This window comes from Rothia sp. HMSC036D11 (assembly GCF_001814205.1).
Taxonomy (GTDB): domain Bacteria; phylum Actinomycetota; class Actinomycetes; order Actinomycetales; family Micrococcaceae; genus Rothia; species Rothia dentocariosa.
The window spans coordinates 121,736-139,665 of the sequence record NZ_KV815315.1 but is presented as its reverse complement, the minus strand read 5'-3'; the positions used below and the strand labels follow the sequence as shown (position 1 = coordinate 139,665).

Annotated in this window: 16 protein-coding genes; 1 reads left to right on the top strand and 15 read right to left on the bottom strand. The window is 53.7% G+C overall.

Annotated elements, in window-relative coordinates:
* Positions 1-63 precede the first annotated feature (63 nt).
* From pyrF to pyrR, 7 genes are all read right to left on the bottom strand, one after another.
* Positions 64-921, bottom strand: a complete 858-nt coding sequence (gene pyrF / locus HMPREF2958_RS08790; protein ID WP_070697703.1) for an orotidine-5'-phosphate decarboxylase — start codon at positions 919-921, stop codon at positions 64-66.
* The gene (carB, locus tag HMPREF2958_RS08785) at positions 918-4,241 is read right to left on the bottom strand and encodes a carbamoyl-phosphate synthase large subunit (RefSeq protein WP_070697701.1); all 3,324 of its coding nucleotides are present in this window, start codon (positions 4,239-4,241) and stop codon (positions 918-920) included. Before carB ends, pyrF begins: the two co-directional genes overlap by 4 nt.
* On the bottom strand, positions 4,242-5,432 hold the full coding sequence (gene carA / locus HMPREF2958_RS08780) for a glutamine-hydrolyzing carbamoyl-phosphate synthase small subunit (RefSeq protein ID WP_070523968.1): 1,191 nt from the start codon (positions 5,430-5,432) through the stop codon (positions 4,242-4,244). It lies immediately after the preceding gene.
* A gap of 130 nt (positions 5,433-5,562) precedes the next feature.
* Positions 5,563-6,108 (bottom strand): PH-like domain-containing protein, encoded by a 546-nt coding sequence (locus tag HMPREF2958_RS08775; RefSeq protein WP_070697699.1) that lies wholly within the window; start codon positions 6,106-6,108, stop codon positions 5,563-5,565.
* A gap of 56 nt (positions 6,109-6,164) precedes the next feature.
* Positions 6,165-7,472: a dihydroorotase gene (locus HMPREF2958_RS08770; RefSeq protein WP_070697697.1), complete on the bottom strand. Its 1,308-nt coding sequence runs from the start codon at positions 7,470-7,472 to the stop codon at positions 6,165-6,167.
* Positions 7,473-7,496: 24 nt separating this feature from the next.
* Positions 7,497-8,498, bottom strand: coding sequence for an aspartate carbamoyltransferase catalytic subunit (locus HMPREF2958_RS08765; RefSeq protein WP_070697690.1), 1,002 nt, complete (start codon positions 8,496-8,498; stop codon positions 7,497-7,499).
* On the bottom strand, positions 8,495-9,127 hold the full coding sequence (gene pyrR / locus HMPREF2958_RS08760; RefSeq protein ID WP_004004726.1) for a bifunctional pyr operon transcriptional regulator/uracil phosphoribosyltransferase PyrR: 633 nt from the start codon (positions 9,125-9,127) through the stop codon (positions 8,495-8,497). The genes HMPREF2958_RS08765 and pyrR overlap by 4 nt, the downstream gene beginning before the upstream one ends.
* A gap of 245 nt (positions 9,128-9,372) precedes the next feature.
* On the opposite strand from pyrR, the gene HMPREF2958_RS08755 reads away from it, so the two are divergent.
* Positions 9,373-10,143 (top strand): hypothetical protein, encoded by a 771-nt coding sequence (locus HMPREF2958_RS08755; protein ID WP_070697688.1) that lies wholly within the window; start codon positions 9,373-9,375, stop codon positions 10,141-10,143.
* Between the two features lie 80 nt (positions 10,144-10,223).
* Here the strand turns inward: HMPREF2958_RS08755 and nusB are convergent, their stop codons facing one another.
* The 8 genes from nusB to ruvX form a co-directional block, all read right to left on the bottom strand.
* The gene (nusB, locus tag HMPREF2958_RS08750) at positions 10,224-10,634 is read right to left on the bottom strand and encodes a transcription antitermination factor NusB (RefSeq protein WP_070620445.1); all 411 of its coding nucleotides are present in this window, start codon (positions 10,632-10,634) and stop codon (positions 10,224-10,226) included.
* Positions 10,634-11,197, bottom strand: a complete 564-nt coding sequence (gene efp, locus HMPREF2958_RS08745; RefSeq protein WP_004004729.1) for an elongation factor P — start codon at positions 11,195-11,197, stop codon at positions 10,634-10,636. The genes nusB and efp overlap by 1 nt, the downstream gene beginning before the upstream one ends.
* A gap of 202 nt (positions 11,198-11,399) precedes the next feature.
* Entirely contained in the window at positions 11,400-12,557 is a 1,158-nt protein-coding gene (gene aroB, locus HMPREF2958_RS08740) for a 3-dehydroquinate synthase (protein ID WP_070697686.1), read from the bottom strand.
* Positions 12,550-13,809, bottom strand: coding sequence for a shikimate kinase (locus HMPREF2958_RS08735; protein ID WP_246828098.1), 1,260 nt, complete (start codon positions 13,807-13,809; stop codon positions 12,550-12,552). Before HMPREF2958_RS08735 ends, aroB begins: the two co-directional genes overlap by 8 nt.
* Positions 13,810-13,812: 3 nt before the next feature.
* Positions 13,813-15,030, bottom strand: a complete 1,218-nt coding sequence (gene aroC, locus HMPREF2958_RS08730) for a chorismate synthase (RefSeq protein ID WP_070697684.1) — start codon at positions 15,028-15,030, stop codon at positions 13,813-13,815.
* Positions 15,031-15,113: 83 nt separating this feature from the next.
* On the bottom strand, positions 15,114-16,028 hold the full coding sequence (locus tag HMPREF2958_RS08725) for a shikimate dehydrogenase family protein (protein ID WP_041321794.1): 915 nt from the start codon (positions 16,026-16,028) through the stop codon (positions 15,114-15,116).
* Positions 16,029-16,190: 162 nt separating this feature from the next.
* A complete protein-coding gene (gene mltG, locus HMPREF2958_RS08720; RefSeq protein ID WP_004004734.1) occupies positions 16,191-17,402 on the bottom strand; it encodes an endolytic transglycosylase MltG in 1,212 nt (403 codons plus the stop codon).
* The gene (gene ruvX, locus HMPREF2958_RS08715) at positions 17,399-17,926 is read right to left on the bottom strand and encodes a Holliday junction resolvase RuvX (RefSeq protein ID WP_013399125.1); all 528 of its coding nucleotides are present in this window, start codon (positions 17,924-17,926) and stop codon (positions 17,399-17,401) included. The genes mltG and ruvX overlap by 4 nt, the downstream gene beginning before the upstream one ends.
* Between the last annotated feature and the right edge of the window lie 4 nt (positions 17,927-17,930).

Genomic DNA, 17,930 nt, shown 5'->3' with positions numbered 1-17,930 from the left:
CAACACAGCGCAATGGCGCACAGAGCAGATAAACTCTGTACGCCACCACACGATCACAACGAGTTACGATGTGCCACGTGCACGCACTAAATCGTCACGTGCACTCCGCGCCGCCCGCGCCAGGTCAGTCAGCTGCGGACCTGCAGAGAGCACGCCACGGCTGGAATTCACCAAAACCTGAGATTCAACACCTGCAAAAATTCGGTATAGGTCCTCAGCGCTAGCCCCCTGGGCACCATATCCCGGCGAAAGAATGGGACCGTTGAAAGTGCTCAGGTCTATCGCCAATTCTTTGAGGACCTCCCCTACGGTGGCGCCCACAACTAGACCGCATGAACCCATGCGTTCCCAGGTCTGTGCAGTGTTCTCTGCGGTAGCTGCGGCAATAACCTGCTTCGCTACCGCGCCGGTATCTTCTGCTTTGCCCACATGCTGCACACTCTTACCCTCAGGGTTTGAGGTCAGCGCCAGCACGAAAGTTCCACGCTGGTTCGCAGTTGCCGCATCCAGCGCTGGGCGAAGCGACTCGAAGCCCAAATATGGGCTTAGCGTGACCGAATCCGTGCCGAGTGGTGAAGAGGTACCGAGCCAAGCATCCGCATAGGCTTTCATAGTCGAGCCAATATCACCGCGTTTTGCATCCGCCACGATTAGAACCCGGTCTTCATCGGCGCGAGCAAAGAGCTCTTCCAACACGGCAAGACCTGCGGAACCGTGGCGCTCAAACAGGGCAACCTGGGGTTTAAGCGCTGCGGCATAGGGGGCGCATCCTTCGTAGACAGCTGTGGTGAAGGTACGCAGAGATTCGGCAGAATCTTCCAGTCCCCACGCCTGCAGCAGGTTCGGATGCGGGTCAATACCCACACACAACGGACCGTATTCGTCCATCGCAGCCGCAAGACGATCACCGAAGGGGATCACGAAAGTTCCCCCTCACCCACCTGTTCGCCGGTACAGGCGGTCCGCAAGAACTCACCATGCTCTTGCAGATTTATAATCTCCCAGCTACGCTCGCGCAGCGCGGTAATAGCTTGAACAGCAGCCGCGAACTCCGAAATCGTGGTCATCACAGGGCAACCAACACTGACCGCGGCCGCACGGATTTCGTAGCCATCGCTACGAGCTGCACCGCCAGCAGGTGTATTCAAAATCAGATCAATTTCGCCATTGCGCACCATATCAACGATCGAATGCTGACCGTTTGCCTCCGCAAACTTGGAGGCAACCGTGGAATTCACACCATTGCGACGAAGCACATCTGCAGTGCCGCCGGTGGAGACAATCTCGAAGCCCAGCTGTTCAAGCATCTTGGCATAGATAATCACATTGCGCTTATCATGGTTAGCCACCGAAACGAAGACCTTGCCCTCGGTCGGTAGCGGTGACCCAGCACCTGCCTGGGCTTTCGCAAAGGCAGTGTCGTAGAGGGTATCAAGACCCATGACTTCGCCGGTCGAGCGCATTTCGGGACTAAGTAGGGAATCAACCACCACACCTTCAGGAGTGCGGAAGCGGCTAAACGGAAGAACCGCTGCTTTAACTGCAATTGCAGTATTCTGCGGCAGGGATGCACCATCCATGTTCTTAGGCAAGTATCCCTCTGCCTTCAGTTCAGCAATGGTTTTCCCCAAACCGATCATCACGGCAGCCTTTGCTAGCTGCACGCCGGTTGCCTTCGAGACAAACGGTACGGTGCGAGACGCGCGTGGGTTCGCTTCAATCACGAACAGATTCTCGGAGACGTAAGCAAATTGAATATTAATCAGACCCCGCACCCCGGTACCACGCGCAATAGCCTCGGTTGCTTCTTTAACCTTGGCGATCACATCGGGGCCCAAGGTAATTGGCGGCAAGGTGCAGGAGGAATCACCTGAGTGAATGCCGGCCTCTTCAATATGTTCCATGACACCGCCCAAGTAGAGCTCGGTGCCGTCAAAGAGCGCATCCACATCAATCTCAATAGCGTCTTCCAGGAACTTATCGATGAGCGCTGGCTGAGAGGGAGAAACCTCGGTCGCATTTTCAAGGTAGCGTGCAAGATTTGCTTCGTCATAGACGATCTCCATACCGCGCCCGCCCAGCACATAGGAGGGACGAACCAACACCGGGTACCCAATCTCATCGGCAACGCGTTTGGCGCCCTCGAAGGTATATGCGGTACCATTCTTCGGCGAGATCAGGCCACCTTCCTCCAGCACGCGCGCAAACTCGCCGCGATCCTCAGCAAGGTCAATAGCTTCGGGAGTAGTGCCCAAAATCGGCACACCGGCATCTTTGAGGGCTTTCGCAAGCTTCAGCGGAGTCTGTCCGCCCAACTGCACGAAAACGCCCAACAAGCCGCCCGTGCGGCGCTCCGATTCAACAATTTCGAGCACATCTTCCAACGTCAGCGGCTCAAAATACAGGCGAGTCGAAACATCATAGTCGGTTGAAACAGTCTCCGGGTTACAGTTCACCATAACCGTCTCGTACCCCAGCGAACGCAGCACCAGCGAAGCGTGTACACAGGAATAATCGAACTCGATACCCTGGCCGATGCGGTTCGGCCCCGACCCCAAAATCATGATCGAGGGAGTCTCATGGTGAGCGACCTCATCCTCAGAATCATAACTAGAGTAGTGATAGGGGGTAAACGCCTCGAACTCAGCCGCACAAGTATCAACAGTCTTGAATACGGGGCGAATACCTAGGGCATGGCGCACACCGCGCACAACGTCCTCAGAAGAGCCGATAATCTCTGCGATTTGCGGGTCGGAAAAGCCGTGGCGTTTTGCCAGCTGCAGGATTTCAGGGGTCAAGTTATCGCGATTTTCCCGCACAATCCCGGCGACTTCATTCAGCAGCACCAGCTGATCTAAGAACCATGGATCAATCTTGGTGGCTTCAAAAACCTGCGCGATAGATGCCCCCGCCAAGAGTGCCTGCTGCACCTGGTAGATACGCTGCGTGGTGGGTACTTTGGTCTTCTCGATAAGCGTGTCAAGTTCTTCGGCATTCAGTTGCTGCTTCGTGAACGAGAAAGAAGCACCTTTCTGCTCTAGAGAGCGCATAGCCTTCTGGAGTGCTTCGGTGAAGTTACGGCCCAGTGCCATTGCTTCACCCACCGATTTCATGGTGGTTGTGAGAGTCGGATCAGCTGCCGGGAACTTCTCAAAGGCAAAACGCGGCACCTTGACAACCACATAGTCGAGGGTCGGTTCAAAGGATGCGGGCGTTTTCTGGGTGATGTCGTTCGGAATCTCATCCAGGGTGTAACCCAGCGAAAGTTTGGTCGCAATTTTAGCGATCGGGAACCCGGTTGCTTTAGACGCAAGCGCTGAAGAGCGTGAAACGCGTGGGTTCATTTCGATAACGATGATGCGCCCGGTCTTAGGGTCTACGGCAAACTGAATATTGCATCCGCCGGTATCAACCCCAACTTCGCGGATCACGTTGATAGCGATATCGCGAAGTTTTTGGTACTCACGGTCGGTGAGGGTGAGGGCAGGCGCCACCGTGATGGAGTCGCCAGTGTGCACGCCGACCGGGTCGAAGTTTTCAATCGAGCAGACGACCACGACGTTGTCATTTTTGTCGCGCATCATTTCGAGTTCGTATTCTTTCCAGCCAAGAATAGATTCTTCGAGCAGAACCTCGGAGGTAGGCGAATACTGGATACCTGCGCCGGCAATGCGGTAAAGATCTTCTTCGTTGTAGGCCATGCCGGAGCCAAGTCCGCCCATGGTGAAGGAAGGACGCACGACCATGGGATAACCGAGCTCTTTGGCCGCTTCAAGAGCTTCTGGCATGGAGTGCACAATGATCGAACGTGCCGATTCGCCGCCCGCGCGCTCTACCACGCCTTTGAATGCTTCACGATCTTCGCCCAGGTTTATGGCTTCGATATTTGCGCCAATGAGTTCAACATCGTATTCGCGCAGAGTTCCCTGCTTATCGAGAGCAATAGCAGCGTTGAGTGCAGTCTGCCCGCCCAAGGTAGGAAGAATGGCGTCTGGACGTTCTTTTTCGATAATCTTAGCGATGACTTCGGGAGTAATCGGCTCAATATAGGTGGCATCTGCAAACTCAGGGTCGGTCATAATGGTCGCCGGGTTGGAGTTTACGAGGACAACGCGCACGCCTTCTTCTTTGAGCACACGTAGAGCCTGAGTGCCGGAGTAATCGAATTCGGCTGCCTGACCGATGACGATCGGACCTGAGCCGATGACAAGGACGCTGTTAAGGTCGGTACGACGTGGCATTTAGGCTTCCTTTGCAGTCTTCTTGGTGGAGGTCATGAGGTCAATAAAACGGTCGAAAAGGTATGCGGAGTCGTGCGGACCTGCGGCTGCCTCCGGGTGGTATTGAACCGAGAACGCGGGAATATCTTTGCAGGTTAGCCCCTCGACCACGTTATCATTCAGCCCCACATGGGAAACCATGACCTCGCCGAATTCGGAGTTGGGGGCGGTTACGTATTCACCGATAGGCGCATCGACGGCGAACCCGTGATTTTGGGCGGTTATTTCAACTTTGCCGGTGGTTTTATCCATGACGGGCTGGTTGATACCGCGGTGTCCAAAGGGCAGCTTGTAGGTCCCGAACCCGAGCGCACGACCGAGAAGCTGATTGCCAAAGCAGATACCGAAAAACGGGGTGCCCTGGCGCAGTACACCCTGCAGGAGTTCAACCTGTTCGTCAGCAGTCGCCGGGTCGCCGGGACCATTGGAGAAAAATACGCCGTCTGGGCGAAGCGCATTTACGGTCTCAAGGGTTGTGTTTGCGGGCAGTACATGTACACGCACGCCGCGTTCCGCGAAACGCTGCGGGGTCATAGATTTGATGCCAAGATCGAGTGCGGCAATGGTGGCAACCGGCGGAGCGAACCAGCCGTATTGGTGAGGTTCAACCGTGTAGGCTTCCGTCACGGAAACGGTGTCGGCAAGTTTACGGCCCGCCATCGGCTCGGAGGCGCGCACCGCTTCCAAAAGTTCGGCTTCGGGACGGTTGGCGTGGCGTCCCGAAAAAATACCTGCACGCATTGAACCGCTAGAGCGTAGGCGGCGAGTCAGCGCACGAGTATCAATGCCTTGAATGCCCACGATACTTTGGGTCCTGAGTTCGTCATCCAAGGTACGTTCTGCACGCCAGTTGGAAGCAACACGTGCGGCATCTCGTACCACGTACCCGGCAACCCAAATTTTGCGGGATTCTGCATCTACCTTGTTCACACCGGTGTTACCGATATGAGGCGCGGTCTGCACCACGATTTGCCCTGCGTAGGAGGGGTCGGTCAGTGTTTCTTGGTAGCCGGTCATGCCGGTGGAAAATACTGCTTCGCCTAAGGATGCGCCAATTGCACCGTACCCGTAGCCTCGGTAGATGGTGCCGTCCTCAAGAACGAGTAACGCGCGGTCCGTGCCCAAAGCACCGGAACGTGTCATCTCAGTCATGCTCTTACTTTCCTTTTCTCGGTGGTCTGTTCCCCTGCTTGTGCCCGTTATAAGTGGAACACTGTGTGCAGGAAATTCTTGGTATGCCGTTCGCAATTAGCGGGCATTTTGTGGGTGAGTTGTATGTGTATTAGTGATGTGCCGTCTCTTCCCGCACCCATTTTTCGGGGCTATCGACCGCATCCGGCGAGATCTCGCGAAGCTTCTCAAACGCAATTTTCTTCTGATCGGCATAACGAGTGCGAAATCCGGTCTGCACACGGTGGCCGTCAAGAGTCCAACCGATCACGATAAGTCCGTCACGTTCTACAACCTTGCCGATCATTCCCCGCCCGGTGGTAATGACCGCAAGTTTCTTCGCGGGAATCCACAGGTCTTTAGCACCGTTGCGGGTGAAGATAATGCCGTCCGAGTAGATCAGGAGCGTGGATTTTGTTTTGAACCCCAGCTGGTCGAACCCCACACGGTTCAGTTCATCACCGAATATCGTAGTGCTCACATACTCCCCCTCAAACGCCGCCTCGGCTTCAAGCCCGTCGTAGCGTTCGGGAACGTCTTTGAGCGAACCGAACATCGTGGACTGCCGCTTGAGCCGGGATTTCCAGCCGCGCCATATACCGAAGAAGCACAGCGCCACCACGGCAACGCAGATAAGGGTGGGAATCAGTTTTTCCACGGTTCTTCTTTCTCCTCGGTTTATTGCAGCGGTTTTACCCCTGTATTTAGGAACGATCAAGCCTGCCTGTGAGGGCTCGCGAGTTCGCCATTCAAAACGGTCGGATGCCCCGCGTAAAAAGTTGCGCGCACAGCACCGGGAACCTCCATCCCACGATACGGGTTGTTCTTGCCCTTCGTGGCCTGCTCCTCAGGCTTAATAACACGGGTAGCCTTCGGATCAACCAACACGATATTTGCTGGTTCACCTTCGGCAAGCGGACGGCCCTGCTCAGCATCCAGGCTGCCAATTTTAGCCGGAGTTTCGCTCATAATCCGTGCGACATCAGCCCAGGTAATATGCCCCGGCTCCACAAGGGTCATCTGAATAATCGAGAGTGCCTGCTCAAGACCGGTCATGCCGTTTGCAGCACACGCCCATTCACATTCTTTGCTTTCTGCCGGATGCGGTGCATGGTCGGTACCAATAACATCAATAATGCCGTCGGCAACAGCCTGTCGCAGAGCAAGCACATCCTCTTCGGTGCGTAAAGGCGGGTTCACCTTAAAAATCGGGTCGTAAGTGCGCGCCTTTTCATCGGTCAGAATCAGGTGATGCGGGGTGACTTCGGCGGTTACCTGCACGCCGCGAGACTTAGCCCAACGCACAACCTCGACCGAGCCTTTAGTCGAGAGGTGGCAAATATGCAGACGCGAGTTCAAATGCTCAGCCAGCAGAACATCGCGGGCGATAATAGCTTCTTCAGCCACAGCAGGCCAGCCGGTAAGCCCCAGATCAGCGGAAACCTTGCCCTCGTTCATCTGAGCACCCTCAGTGAGGCGGGGCTCCTGCGCATGCTGGGCGATCACGCCGTCAAAAGTCTTTACGTATTCAAGAGCACGGCGCATAATCGCCGGGTTGTAGACGCACATGCCGTCATCCGAGAACACTCGAACCTTCGCCTCAGAGGTCGCCATAGAACCAATGTCCGAGAGGAATTCGCCTTTCAGCCCAACTGTCACCGAGCCGATGGGCTGCACTCGGCACCAACCGGACTCTTTACCCAGACGGTTAACCTGTTCAACTACGGCTGCAGTATCTGCAACGGGAAGCGAGTTCGCCATCGCAAAAACGGCCGTGTAGCCGCCTAAAGCCGCTGCGCGAGTACCGGTCTCTACGGTTTCAGAAGCCTCATATCCGGGCTGGCGCAGGTGAGTATGAATATCGACCAGACCGGGAAGAGCAATCTGACCAGAGGCATCAACGACCTGAGCGTCTGCGGTCTCTATATCGTGACCGATACGCGCAATTTTGCCATCCTCAATCAGGATATCGGCAACGCGCTCACCCAGCAGGGAGGCGCCTTTAATAAAGTACGTGCTCATGTGTATTCCTTCTTTCGGATAGCATTAGGATTCGTCGCCGGAGTATAGTTTCTCGCTTGACCCGTCAGTCAAGAGCAAGTACAGCACCGCCATGCGAACCGCCACGCCGTTACTAACCTGGCGCAGCACCCAGGCGTTCTGAGAATCGGCGGCTTCGGCGCACAGCTCCAGCCCTCGGTTCATAGGACCGGGATGCAGAATTGCGATTTCTTGAGGCTGCGCCAGCAGATTCTCGAAACGTTCTTTGGTGAGTCCCCACAGGGCGGTATATTCCTCTGCTGAGGGAAAGTAAGCGGCGTTCATACGCTCTTTTTGAATACGCAGCATCATCACCGCGTCAGGTTTTGTAGCAATTGCGTCATCGAAATCGTGGAAAACTTCCAGTCCCCAATCCTGCTTCCAACGTTCGGTATGCACAGGCAAAAGCGTAGGCGGAGCCACGAAAGCGACATCAGCCCCCAATTTTTTCAGCAACCACAGATTCGATCGTGCCACGCGAGAATGCAGAATATCCCCTACGATCAGCACGCGCATACCGTTTAAATCGGTTCCTCGCGGTGATTCCAGACCATCACGTTGGGCCTTAAACTGGCGTAGCGAAACCGCATCCAAAAGAGCCTGTGTCGGATGCGCATGCGTGCCGTCCCCCGCATTCAGCACGGGAATATCGGTCCACCCAGCCTCGGCAAGACGCTGCGGAGCACCCGAAGCCGAATGACGAATCACGAAGGCATCCGCACTAATCGCTTTGAGAGTCTGAGCAGTGTCTTTGAGGGATTCTCCCTTAGAAACCGATGAACCACGCGCAGCAAAATTGGTGATATCGGCGCCCAGACGTTTCTCTGCGGATTCGAAGGACAGTCTGGTACGCGTTGAGTCTTCAAAGAAAAGGTTGACTACAGTCTTGCCGGCAAGCACATTGAGCTTCCGGTTTTCTGCCTTAACCTGTGCCATATAATCAGCAACGTCGAGTATTTCAATGGCCTGAGTTCGTGTGAGATCGCGAGTGTCAAGCAGATGTTTCATGAAAGCTGTCCTTCCAGCTGAATGATATCAACGCGGTCTGTGGCGTTATCCGTTTCTTCGAGTACCACACGAACCTTCTCTAAGGCACTGGTCGGAAGGTTTTTCCCCACGTGGTCGGCGCGAATTGGGAGTTGCCGGTGCCCGCGATCAACTAACACAGCAAGACGCACCAGAGCCGGACGTCCGTATTCGTTAAGGGCGTCCAATGCGGCCCGAACAGTGCGGCCGGAGTACAGAACATCATCGACGAGAACCACATTTTTGCCGTCGAGACCACCCACCGGGATCAAGGACTCCCCCGCGCTGCGGTTTTCATATTCCTCATCGGTGAGGTCATCGCGATACGAGGTAATATCGAGAGCGCCCAGGCCATTTTTGAGATCAAAATTTGAGTCATTCGTCTGGATGCGCTGTGCCAGACGCTGTGCCAACGGGTATCCACGAGACCGAATACCTAAAAGCACCAGGTTATCGGTTCCCTTATTAGACTCAAGAATTTCAAAAGCAATACGTGTAAGAGCGCGACGGATCTCATCGTCGCTAAGGATAGTGTGCCCTTCATTGGGCGTTTTTATAGGCGCGCCTATAGGATGCGCACCAGGCTCATAGGGTACAGATGTCCCCGACACAGCTGACTCCTTCCCCGCCTCACGGGACGGATTTAAAGGTCTCTTGCTTTTACCAAGACTACCATACGTACCACGCAGTTCAGGGGTATGTGTTTCTGAAGTTTTAATTTTTTTTGGAGTCAAAAATCCTCTATATATCATGCAATAAACGCTCATGTTCCCTGAACAAAGACTCATAAAACGTCGAGAGTCCATTATGCTAGTAAAAGCATTACCGATAGTACAACCACACCGAGGACTGCATCATGGAAGATCTCTTTGAGGGCCTGGTAAGAATTATCTTTGGGATTCTTGCAGCCCCTATCGTTTTCGTGGCGCACCGCTACTTTAAGCGCCGCAACCGAATGCGCACCCGGCAGCTTATGGAGCTTGGCTTCGCTTCTTCCACTCAGGTGATTCGGCATACTCTTGGAGAGACTCAACGCAACTCATACTTCTCGGTTATCGGTGCAGTCCTCTTCGGACTATGTACTCTCATCATGGCATGGATTTGGGTATCTTCCTCTTTTGACACTATCGCTACTGTCCTACTGAGCGTCGTTGTTCTATGCACTCTTATCTTCATCTGGTACTACCGCCGATCCTACGTTGAGTTCAGGCTATACGAGTTTATGAGATCCCGGCTTGGCGAGGGCGTTATCACTCTTGACTACGCTGATATTGATGCCTATACATTTACCTACAATAAGTTTGAAACCGCTCTTAAAATCACCACGGTATCCGGCATATCATTTGAGCTCGATCCCGCCATTCAAGACTGCCGTTACCTCTGTGCCATGATTGCTATGCGTATGCGTTCTAATCGTTGGCCCGATCCGTCCTCAGACCGTGATATGAGCGTTGTGCTTCATATGATGCGCACACAACACTGGCTCAAGTTCCTACTGCACGTACGTGAAGGGTCTAACCTTGCTGCTAATAATCTCGCTTCTACGCAGCATCGCAATACTCGGTACACCCATGAGGGCAGCGAACTTTTTGAAGAGGCTAAACGTCAGCTCGGGTTCTATGCATAACCCGGCTTGATCCGTTATACTAAAAGCCGCCTCAAACCCCTAAAAAGCAGGGGTTTGAGGCGGCTTTATAACTGAGCCATTTAAGCAAGCAGAGTCGGTTTTACCTGGCGCAGCTTATCCAAAAGACCGTTAACAAATTTCGGTGAATCGTTTGTAGAGAGCACACGCGCCAAACCGGTTGCCTCCGAGATAGCAACCGCATCCGGAACATCATCATTATAGAGAAGTTCCCACGCGCCGATCCGCAAAATTACGCGGTCGACAGCTGGCATACGCTCAAACGACCAGTCACGCGCATAGGTCTCAAGGTATTCTCGAATCTCGTCATCATGATCACGTACGCCGCGCACGATCTCTTCGGCATAGGCCGAGATCTGAGCGGCAGTATGCAGACGGCGTCGCTTCAGCACATCAATAATGTCTTCTTGACGCTGATCGGCTTCAAAAAGTACCTCGACGGCACGTAAGCGGGCTTTGGTACGAGAGTTCATTAGTCGTTAACACGGCCCAGGTAATCGCCGGTACGGGTATCAACCTTCACCTTGGTACCTGTCTCCAGGAATAGTGGAACCTGAATTTCATAGCCGGTCTCAAGGGTTGCAGGCTTATTGCCGCCAGTGGAACGGTCACCCTGCAGGCCAGGCTCGGTGTAGGTAATTTCAAGAACAACAGAGGCAGGAAGCTCAACATATAGCGGAGTACCCTCATAGAGGGCTACAGTCGCGGTCTGCGACTCCAGCATGTAGTTAGCAGCATCGCCCACCACAGCTGCAGGAACGTTAATCTGATCATAGGTCTTCAGATCCATGAAGACGTAGTCTTCACCGTCCTGGTAGAGATACTGATAGTCGGAACGATCAACAGTAGCAGTCTCAATCTTAGCGCCAGCATTGAAAGTGCGGTCGACAACCTTACCGGAGGTTACGTTACGCAACTTGGTACGCACAAACGCGCCACCCTTACCGGGCTTTACATGCTGGAACTCAACAACGGACCACAGACCGCCATCAATCTTGAGGATTGCACCGTTTTTAATATCAGTGGTAGATGCCATACGGCTCTCCTTCGTATTGTCGACGCTTACACACAACACGATGCGTGTTGCCGCAGGCGCTAAGTTATCAATGAGCAAATAATGTCGCCCTTTAGTTTACACTATGGCACCGCTACTATGACATATCTACGTAAAACTCCTATCACGTTCTGCATGTTTGAGTGCCTAGACATGGGTACCCCCCCTGTAAAAGCACCTAAAGTTATTCGGCGATTTCTTGGTATGTCATATACAGGATGGAGTCATCGGGAACCTCATAAACACGCGGTTTACCCAGTTCTTCCAAAACGATAAAACGCAGAAGCGAGCCGCGCGCTTTTTTATCCCGGCGCATAGTTTCGAGAAGTTCTTTCCAGCGATCCCCCCGGTAACCCACTGGAAGATTCAAAGATTTGAGAATGGCACGGGTGCGATCAACAATTGTTTCATTAAGATACCCAGCGGCAAGCGCGAGCTCGGCTGCATACACCATCCCCACCGCAACGGCTGCGCCGTGGCGCCACTGGTATCGCTCGGCACGTTCAATAGCGTGCCCTAAGGTATGCCCGTAATTGAGAATTTCGCGGCGACCGGATTCGCGTAGATCTTCGGAAACAACCTCCGCTTTCACCCGAACGGCACGCTCAATCAGGTCACGCACTATTGACGACTGAGAATCCCGAATCTTTTCTGGGTTAGCCTCAATAATGTCAAGAATCTGTGGGTCAGCAATGAACCCACACTTTACGACCTCCGCCATACCTGTTAAAAGCTCATGCTCCGGCAAGGTACGCAGCGTACCAATCTCGCAGAGCACTGCAGAAGGTGGCCAAAATGCCCCCACAAGATTCTTTCCCTCGGCGGTGTTAATACCTGTTTTTCCTCCCACAGCGGCATCGACCATGCCAAGAAGAGTGGTCGGAATGTGAATCACACGTACCCCGCGCAGCCAGGTTGCCGCCACAAAACCGGCAACATCAGTAATGGCTCCGCCGCCCACTGAAATAATTGCATCCGTGCGTGTAAAGTCGTTCTGGCCTAAAACCTGCCAGCAAAATGCGGCCACTTGATGGTGCTTAGCTTCTTCAGCATCAGGAATTTCAGCGCTAAAAGACTCGTAGCCAACTTTACGCAGATCTTCCATAACAAGCTCGCCGGTAGCCCGTAGGGCGCGCGGGTGGATCACCAAGATTTTATGCGCTGTGTTACCTAGAATATCGGGGATTTTCTTAAGCAAATTATGCCCCACCAGAACATCGTAGTTCTCGCGTGGTGAGCTTCCTGTGACGGGTATATAGGTAATGTCTTCCTCACCGGAAGCTCCGAAAGTTGGAGCTACAGAGGTTTCGGACTCAGCGGCGTGATGTGACTGTTCAATCATGAGAGTGTTCCTTTCGGAAGGCAAGAACGAAGTTCTGAATTTCGGCGGTCATAACGCTAATATTTTTTTCTCCACGCGCATCCAAAGTATGCTGTGCAAGTTCCTCGTACCGATGCTGCCTATGCTCAAAAATCTCAGACCAGCGCTCTACCGGGTTAGGTTCTAGAAGCGGGCGGGTTTTATTGCCGGTAATGCGCGGCTCAACCGTATCTACATCGACCAGAATGTAAACCACGCATTCGTCACGCAAAAGGTCAGCAACCGCATCAGTCATAGGGGCACCGCCACCCAGTGAAAAAACTGTGTTGCGATAGGTTGGCGAGGTCAGCACCTCTTCAATAGTCTTGCGTTCAAGTTCCCGAAAATAGGCTTCACCAAAGATTTCAAAAATCTCAGATACCTCACCATAACGTTCCACAATCAGCTGGTCGGCGTCAAGAAATTCATAGCCGTAAAACCGTGCAAAATGGGTGCCAATATAGGTTTTTCCCGCCGCCATAGGACCGATGAGAACTACCGGACGGGCACGTTCGGCAAATTCTTCCTGAAGCTCACGTACCTGCTGCGGATGTATGCGAAGGGTATTTTCCTCGCTTTTCTCCTTAGAGATGCTTTCGCGCTCTGATTCTAAACTAGCAACGCTGTGCCTCAGGTGTGCAGCCCGTGCCATACGCGCTGTAATCGCGGCAAAACTTGCGGATTCATGCGGCTGTTCAGACACAGGCGCCCGTTCCAAGTCCTCATTTTTACGTGATGCCTGTTCCGCAACGATGCGCGGGCGTGCGAAAATTGCGGGCGTCGGTATAGTTTCTGATTGCTGACCGCGTGCAGCCTTGCTCGTCTCCAATACTTCAGACTCTTCAGGAACTTGAGGACTCCCCTGTTCGTCCTGGGATTTATGAGGCTCTACAGTAAAGCCCGCCAATTTTTCACGAAAAACGCTTGAAGCGAGAGGAGCGGGTGTATCCGAATCAGATGAAGCATATATCCGTACCTTCGACGTAGCGCTCGGGGAAGCTTTCCCAAAAACCGTGAGTGGGCTGGGAACAGCCGCTTTGCGAGCAGAATGAAGTTCTTGAGTGTGTGGGCCTACCTCATGTTGTTCAGCCGTGTTCTCCTCAGGTTCCGAAAGCTTTGACTGCGGGCGCGATGCATTCCCCTCTCGGGCACGGCGCGCTGCTTCCGCTATGCGAGAGAAAGGGTTCGCCTCCGACGATGGGCGCCCGGAAGGCGCTGGCTCCTCAGCAGCCACAGTCTAGGAATCCCATCCCGCAACATTAGATTCCCAAGCCAACGATTCGGGAATCTCTGCCAGATAAGAGTCCATATTTCGACGTGTCTCGCTGATGGAATCGCCACCGAATTTCTCCAGTGCTGCCTGTGCGAGTACAAGGGTGACCATAGCCTCCGCCACCACACCGGCGGCTGGTACAGCACACACATCAGATCGCTGATGATGCGCCTTCGCGGGTTCCCCGGTTGAAGTATCAATAGTTTTGAGTGCCTTGGGAACGGTAGCGATAGGCTTCATAGCGGCACGAACACGCACAAGATCGCCTATACTCATACCGCCTTCAATGCCGCCGGCTCGGTTCGTATCACGAGTTACGCCATGTTCACCGACCGAAATCTCATCGTGTGCGGCGGTACCAGGACGGTCGGCAGTCGCAAAGCCATCGCCAACTTCGACACCCTTAATAGCTTGAATCCCCATCAGGGCCGCGGCAAGGCGGGCATCCAGACGACGGTCCCAATGCACATATGACCCGAGTCCTGGGGGCATACCATAAGCCAAAACCTCGACGACACCGCCAAGTGTTTCTCCATCTTTGTGCGCCTCATCAACCCGGGCGACCATAGCATCTGAAGTAGCTTTATCGAAGCACCGAAGAGGATCAGCATCAAGAGCAGCAACATCACAGGGAGCAGGCACCGATGCTCCATCGGGCGCATGTACGCCGCCCACTGCAACAGTATGCGATACAAGCTCAACACCGAGTGCTTTTAAAACCTGAGCGGCGACCACGCCTAGAGCTACCCGAGTCGCGGTTTCACGTGCCGATGCGCGCTCAAGAACAGGACGAGCCTCCGAAAAGTTGTATTTCTGCATACCCGTAAAATCCGCGTGACCGGGGCGCGGGCGTGTCAGGGCAGCATTGCGGGCACGCCCTTCAATAAGTGCGGGATCTACCGGATCTGAGCTCATGACATCAACCCATTTAGGCCATTCAGTATTCGCGATTTCAAGTGCTACGGGGCCACCCTGCGTCAGGCCGTGCCGTACCCCGCCCAGAATACGCACTTTATCTTCTTCAAACTTCATACGAGCGCCGCGGCCGTACCCTAGACGGCGGCGAGCCAGCGCATCACGCACCATCTTGCTGGTAAGCTCCACGCCGGCGGGGACTCCTTCGATAATACCGACCAACGCTTCACCGTGAGACTCCCCCGCGGTCAGCCAACGTAGCTCCATGTATTTCCTCATCTCCGTTTTGCCGTCCTGAGAGTTCCGGCACCGTCAAAGTTTGAATCTGTATATAAATTCTAACGTCTCTTTTAGCGCACAATGTCAGGAAGCTGTTCACGCGGAGCAAGATTGACAGCGGCACACATCGCATTGAGCACATCAAGCTCGTGCGGGAGACGCTGATCTGTAGCATGCCCGGTAAAAACGCGCACCTGGTCGAGAGCCTGATAGAGAAGCATTTCAAGGCCTGATACGACGCACCCGCCGCGCCGCTCCCAAATCTGCGCTAGCTGAGACGGCCACGGATCATAAGCTACATCCAGTAGAACAGCGTACGGGTAGACCTTGTGTATGTTTTCAGTAAAATCATCTGCAGCATGAGCGGGGAGAGTCGAGATCACCGGGTAATACGCGGCGCAGTCTTCCGGAAACCGGGTAAGAGGCTCTGCCTGGACCTCAAGACTCAGACGTTTTGCTGCGTCATATATGGCAGAGAGCTTATGCAGTGAACGCGCGTACACCGTCACACGAGTGTACCCCAAACGATGTAAGGCGGCTAGAGCAGAAATAGCGGTTGCCCCGCCGCCCAGGATAGCCGGTTGTGTTGTTGCTTGGTGAGTTTCAAGCCCAGCATGTAGAAGTGCATTGACGATGCCGCCGACATCTGTATTATGGCCATGCGGCAACGGCGCTTCGGTATCTTCTGTCTTTCTCCAGAAAACGGTGTTAACCGCCCCAGTCACCCGAGCCAATGCGGTTGTTGAGTGCAGATACCGAATAATATCGGTCTTAAGCGGCATCGTGACCGAAAACCCGCAGATTGCTTCTCCAGCCTCTGCCTCGTCCATGAGAGCCGGAAGATCCGCGGAGAGTGTGTCACGACGGGCATACGTAATGTTCTCTTTGAGTACCTGGTACGCAGCGGTATGTAAAACTGGCGAGAGCGAATGCGCTATAGGATGGCCCAGCACATAGGCTCGTCGTGCTGCCGCTGCTTTAGTCATGGTATTCCCTTCCCACGCGATGCCATTTAGGTTGTCCGTCAGTTTACACACATAAACGAAACGGATGCTCCTTCCAGTTTAGTGGAAGGAACATCCATTCCGTCTTACGAAGAACCGTACAGAACCTACAAATACGGTGCCTCGTACTGACCACGCAGTATCTTACTTACAGCGACCTGAGTGTTCCTCACACCACTGGTTGTACTCGTCAACGTACTTCTGGTGTTCCTTGTAGGTGCGCGAGTACTTCGTCTCACCCGTATCAAGGTCAACCGTTACCCAGTAGTAGTACGGGTTGTTCTCGGGATTTGCTACCGCTTTGATTGAGGACAACCCTGGCGATGCAATCGGGCCTGCAGGCAGCCCCGTATTTGCATAGGTGTTGTACTTATTATTCTTATCAGCCTTTTGCTCTTCCGTGAGGTGATATGAACGTACACCCAAGCCATAGGTCACGGTAGCGTCGGACTGAATCAAACCATTAGTCTCACCCTTGGGGTTATTGAGGCGGTTATTGATAATGCCCGCAACGGCCACATAGTCCTTAGGCTGTGCTTCAAGCTCCACGATAGAAGCCTTAGTCAGAACCTCAAAGGTTCGTTGGTCTCCGCTAACTCCTGCTTCCTGCAGATCAGCCTTTGTTCGCGAAACCATAGCCTCAATGATTTTCTTGGCGTCGGTCCCTTCCTTCGGAATTCGGTATTCGCCCGGGTGCAGCCAGCCTTCCATTGAGGGGAAGTTCTTCGGGATACCGTATTCTTCGGGGTGAGACATGGCAGCTTCAATATCGCGACGGCTTATCTTGCCTTCGGTAGCTTTAGCGATAATATCGACCGTCTCGTTCATACGCTTACCCTGCTGAACCGCGATATAGAAAATATTATTATCGCTATCTACCAGGTTCTTCACGACCGAAGAGCTGCTCATTTGCTTCTGCAACTCATAGGTACCAGCTTTAAGAGTTTTACCGTTAGCCTCTTTCTGGTACACGTCAATAAACTTGCCGGGATCGGCGATAATGTCTTTTTCTTTGAGCGCCTGCGCAATCTGCGCGGTACTCTCACCCTGCTCAATCGTGAAGCTTACCGGCTCGCCATTTCCCGACCCCGAATAGTCACGATTTTTGAAGGGGTTAATGTCGTAACGCTGTACGAAGACCACCCCGAGCACAATAAGTACCACGGCAAAGACGCTCAAAGCTGTTGCCATGATGGTGTGGCGGCGACGCTTACGCGCACGTAACTCCCTAGCGGTTACCACCTCATCCTCAAGGGTGATACCGCGAATGCCGGCCTGGCTTTCGGCGAGTGTCGGACTGAGAAGCTCGCTTAAGCTACTCTCTCGCGTCCGCTGTTTTGTAGGTTCTTCGGTCACTGAAGGTTCTCCGTTTCGTTGACGGGGCCGTCTATAGTCTCTTGCAGATGGGAATCTTCGCGAGGTGATTCATGCACCAGATATCCAGCGACAGCTTGCCCAGCTTTAAGAGCATCCAGACTGTACTGCAATATGTTAACAGCAGCAACCTGGTCAACCATAGTCTTGAAATTTCGGCTGGATACACCAGCCTCGTGGAGGGAACGATGCGCGCTCACTGTGGTGAGACGCTCATCGACCAGCCAAATGTTGATGTGTGTATTTCCTTCTGCATCCAATTCGGAGCGCAAAGCGTGGGCGTAATCCCGTGCCATGCGGGTGGAGTCCGACTCTCCTCCCCGCATGGTTTTGGGAAGCCCCACAAAGATCTCTTTCACGTCGTTAACCTCCACAAGTTTGCGGAGAACTCGACGGTCCGAGTTCTTCTTGCTGTCACGACGGAGTGTCTTGAGCGGAGTCGCCAGAATGCCGTCTGGGTCGCTCAATGACGTGCCAACGCGGGCATTACCCACGTCAACACCCATCCGT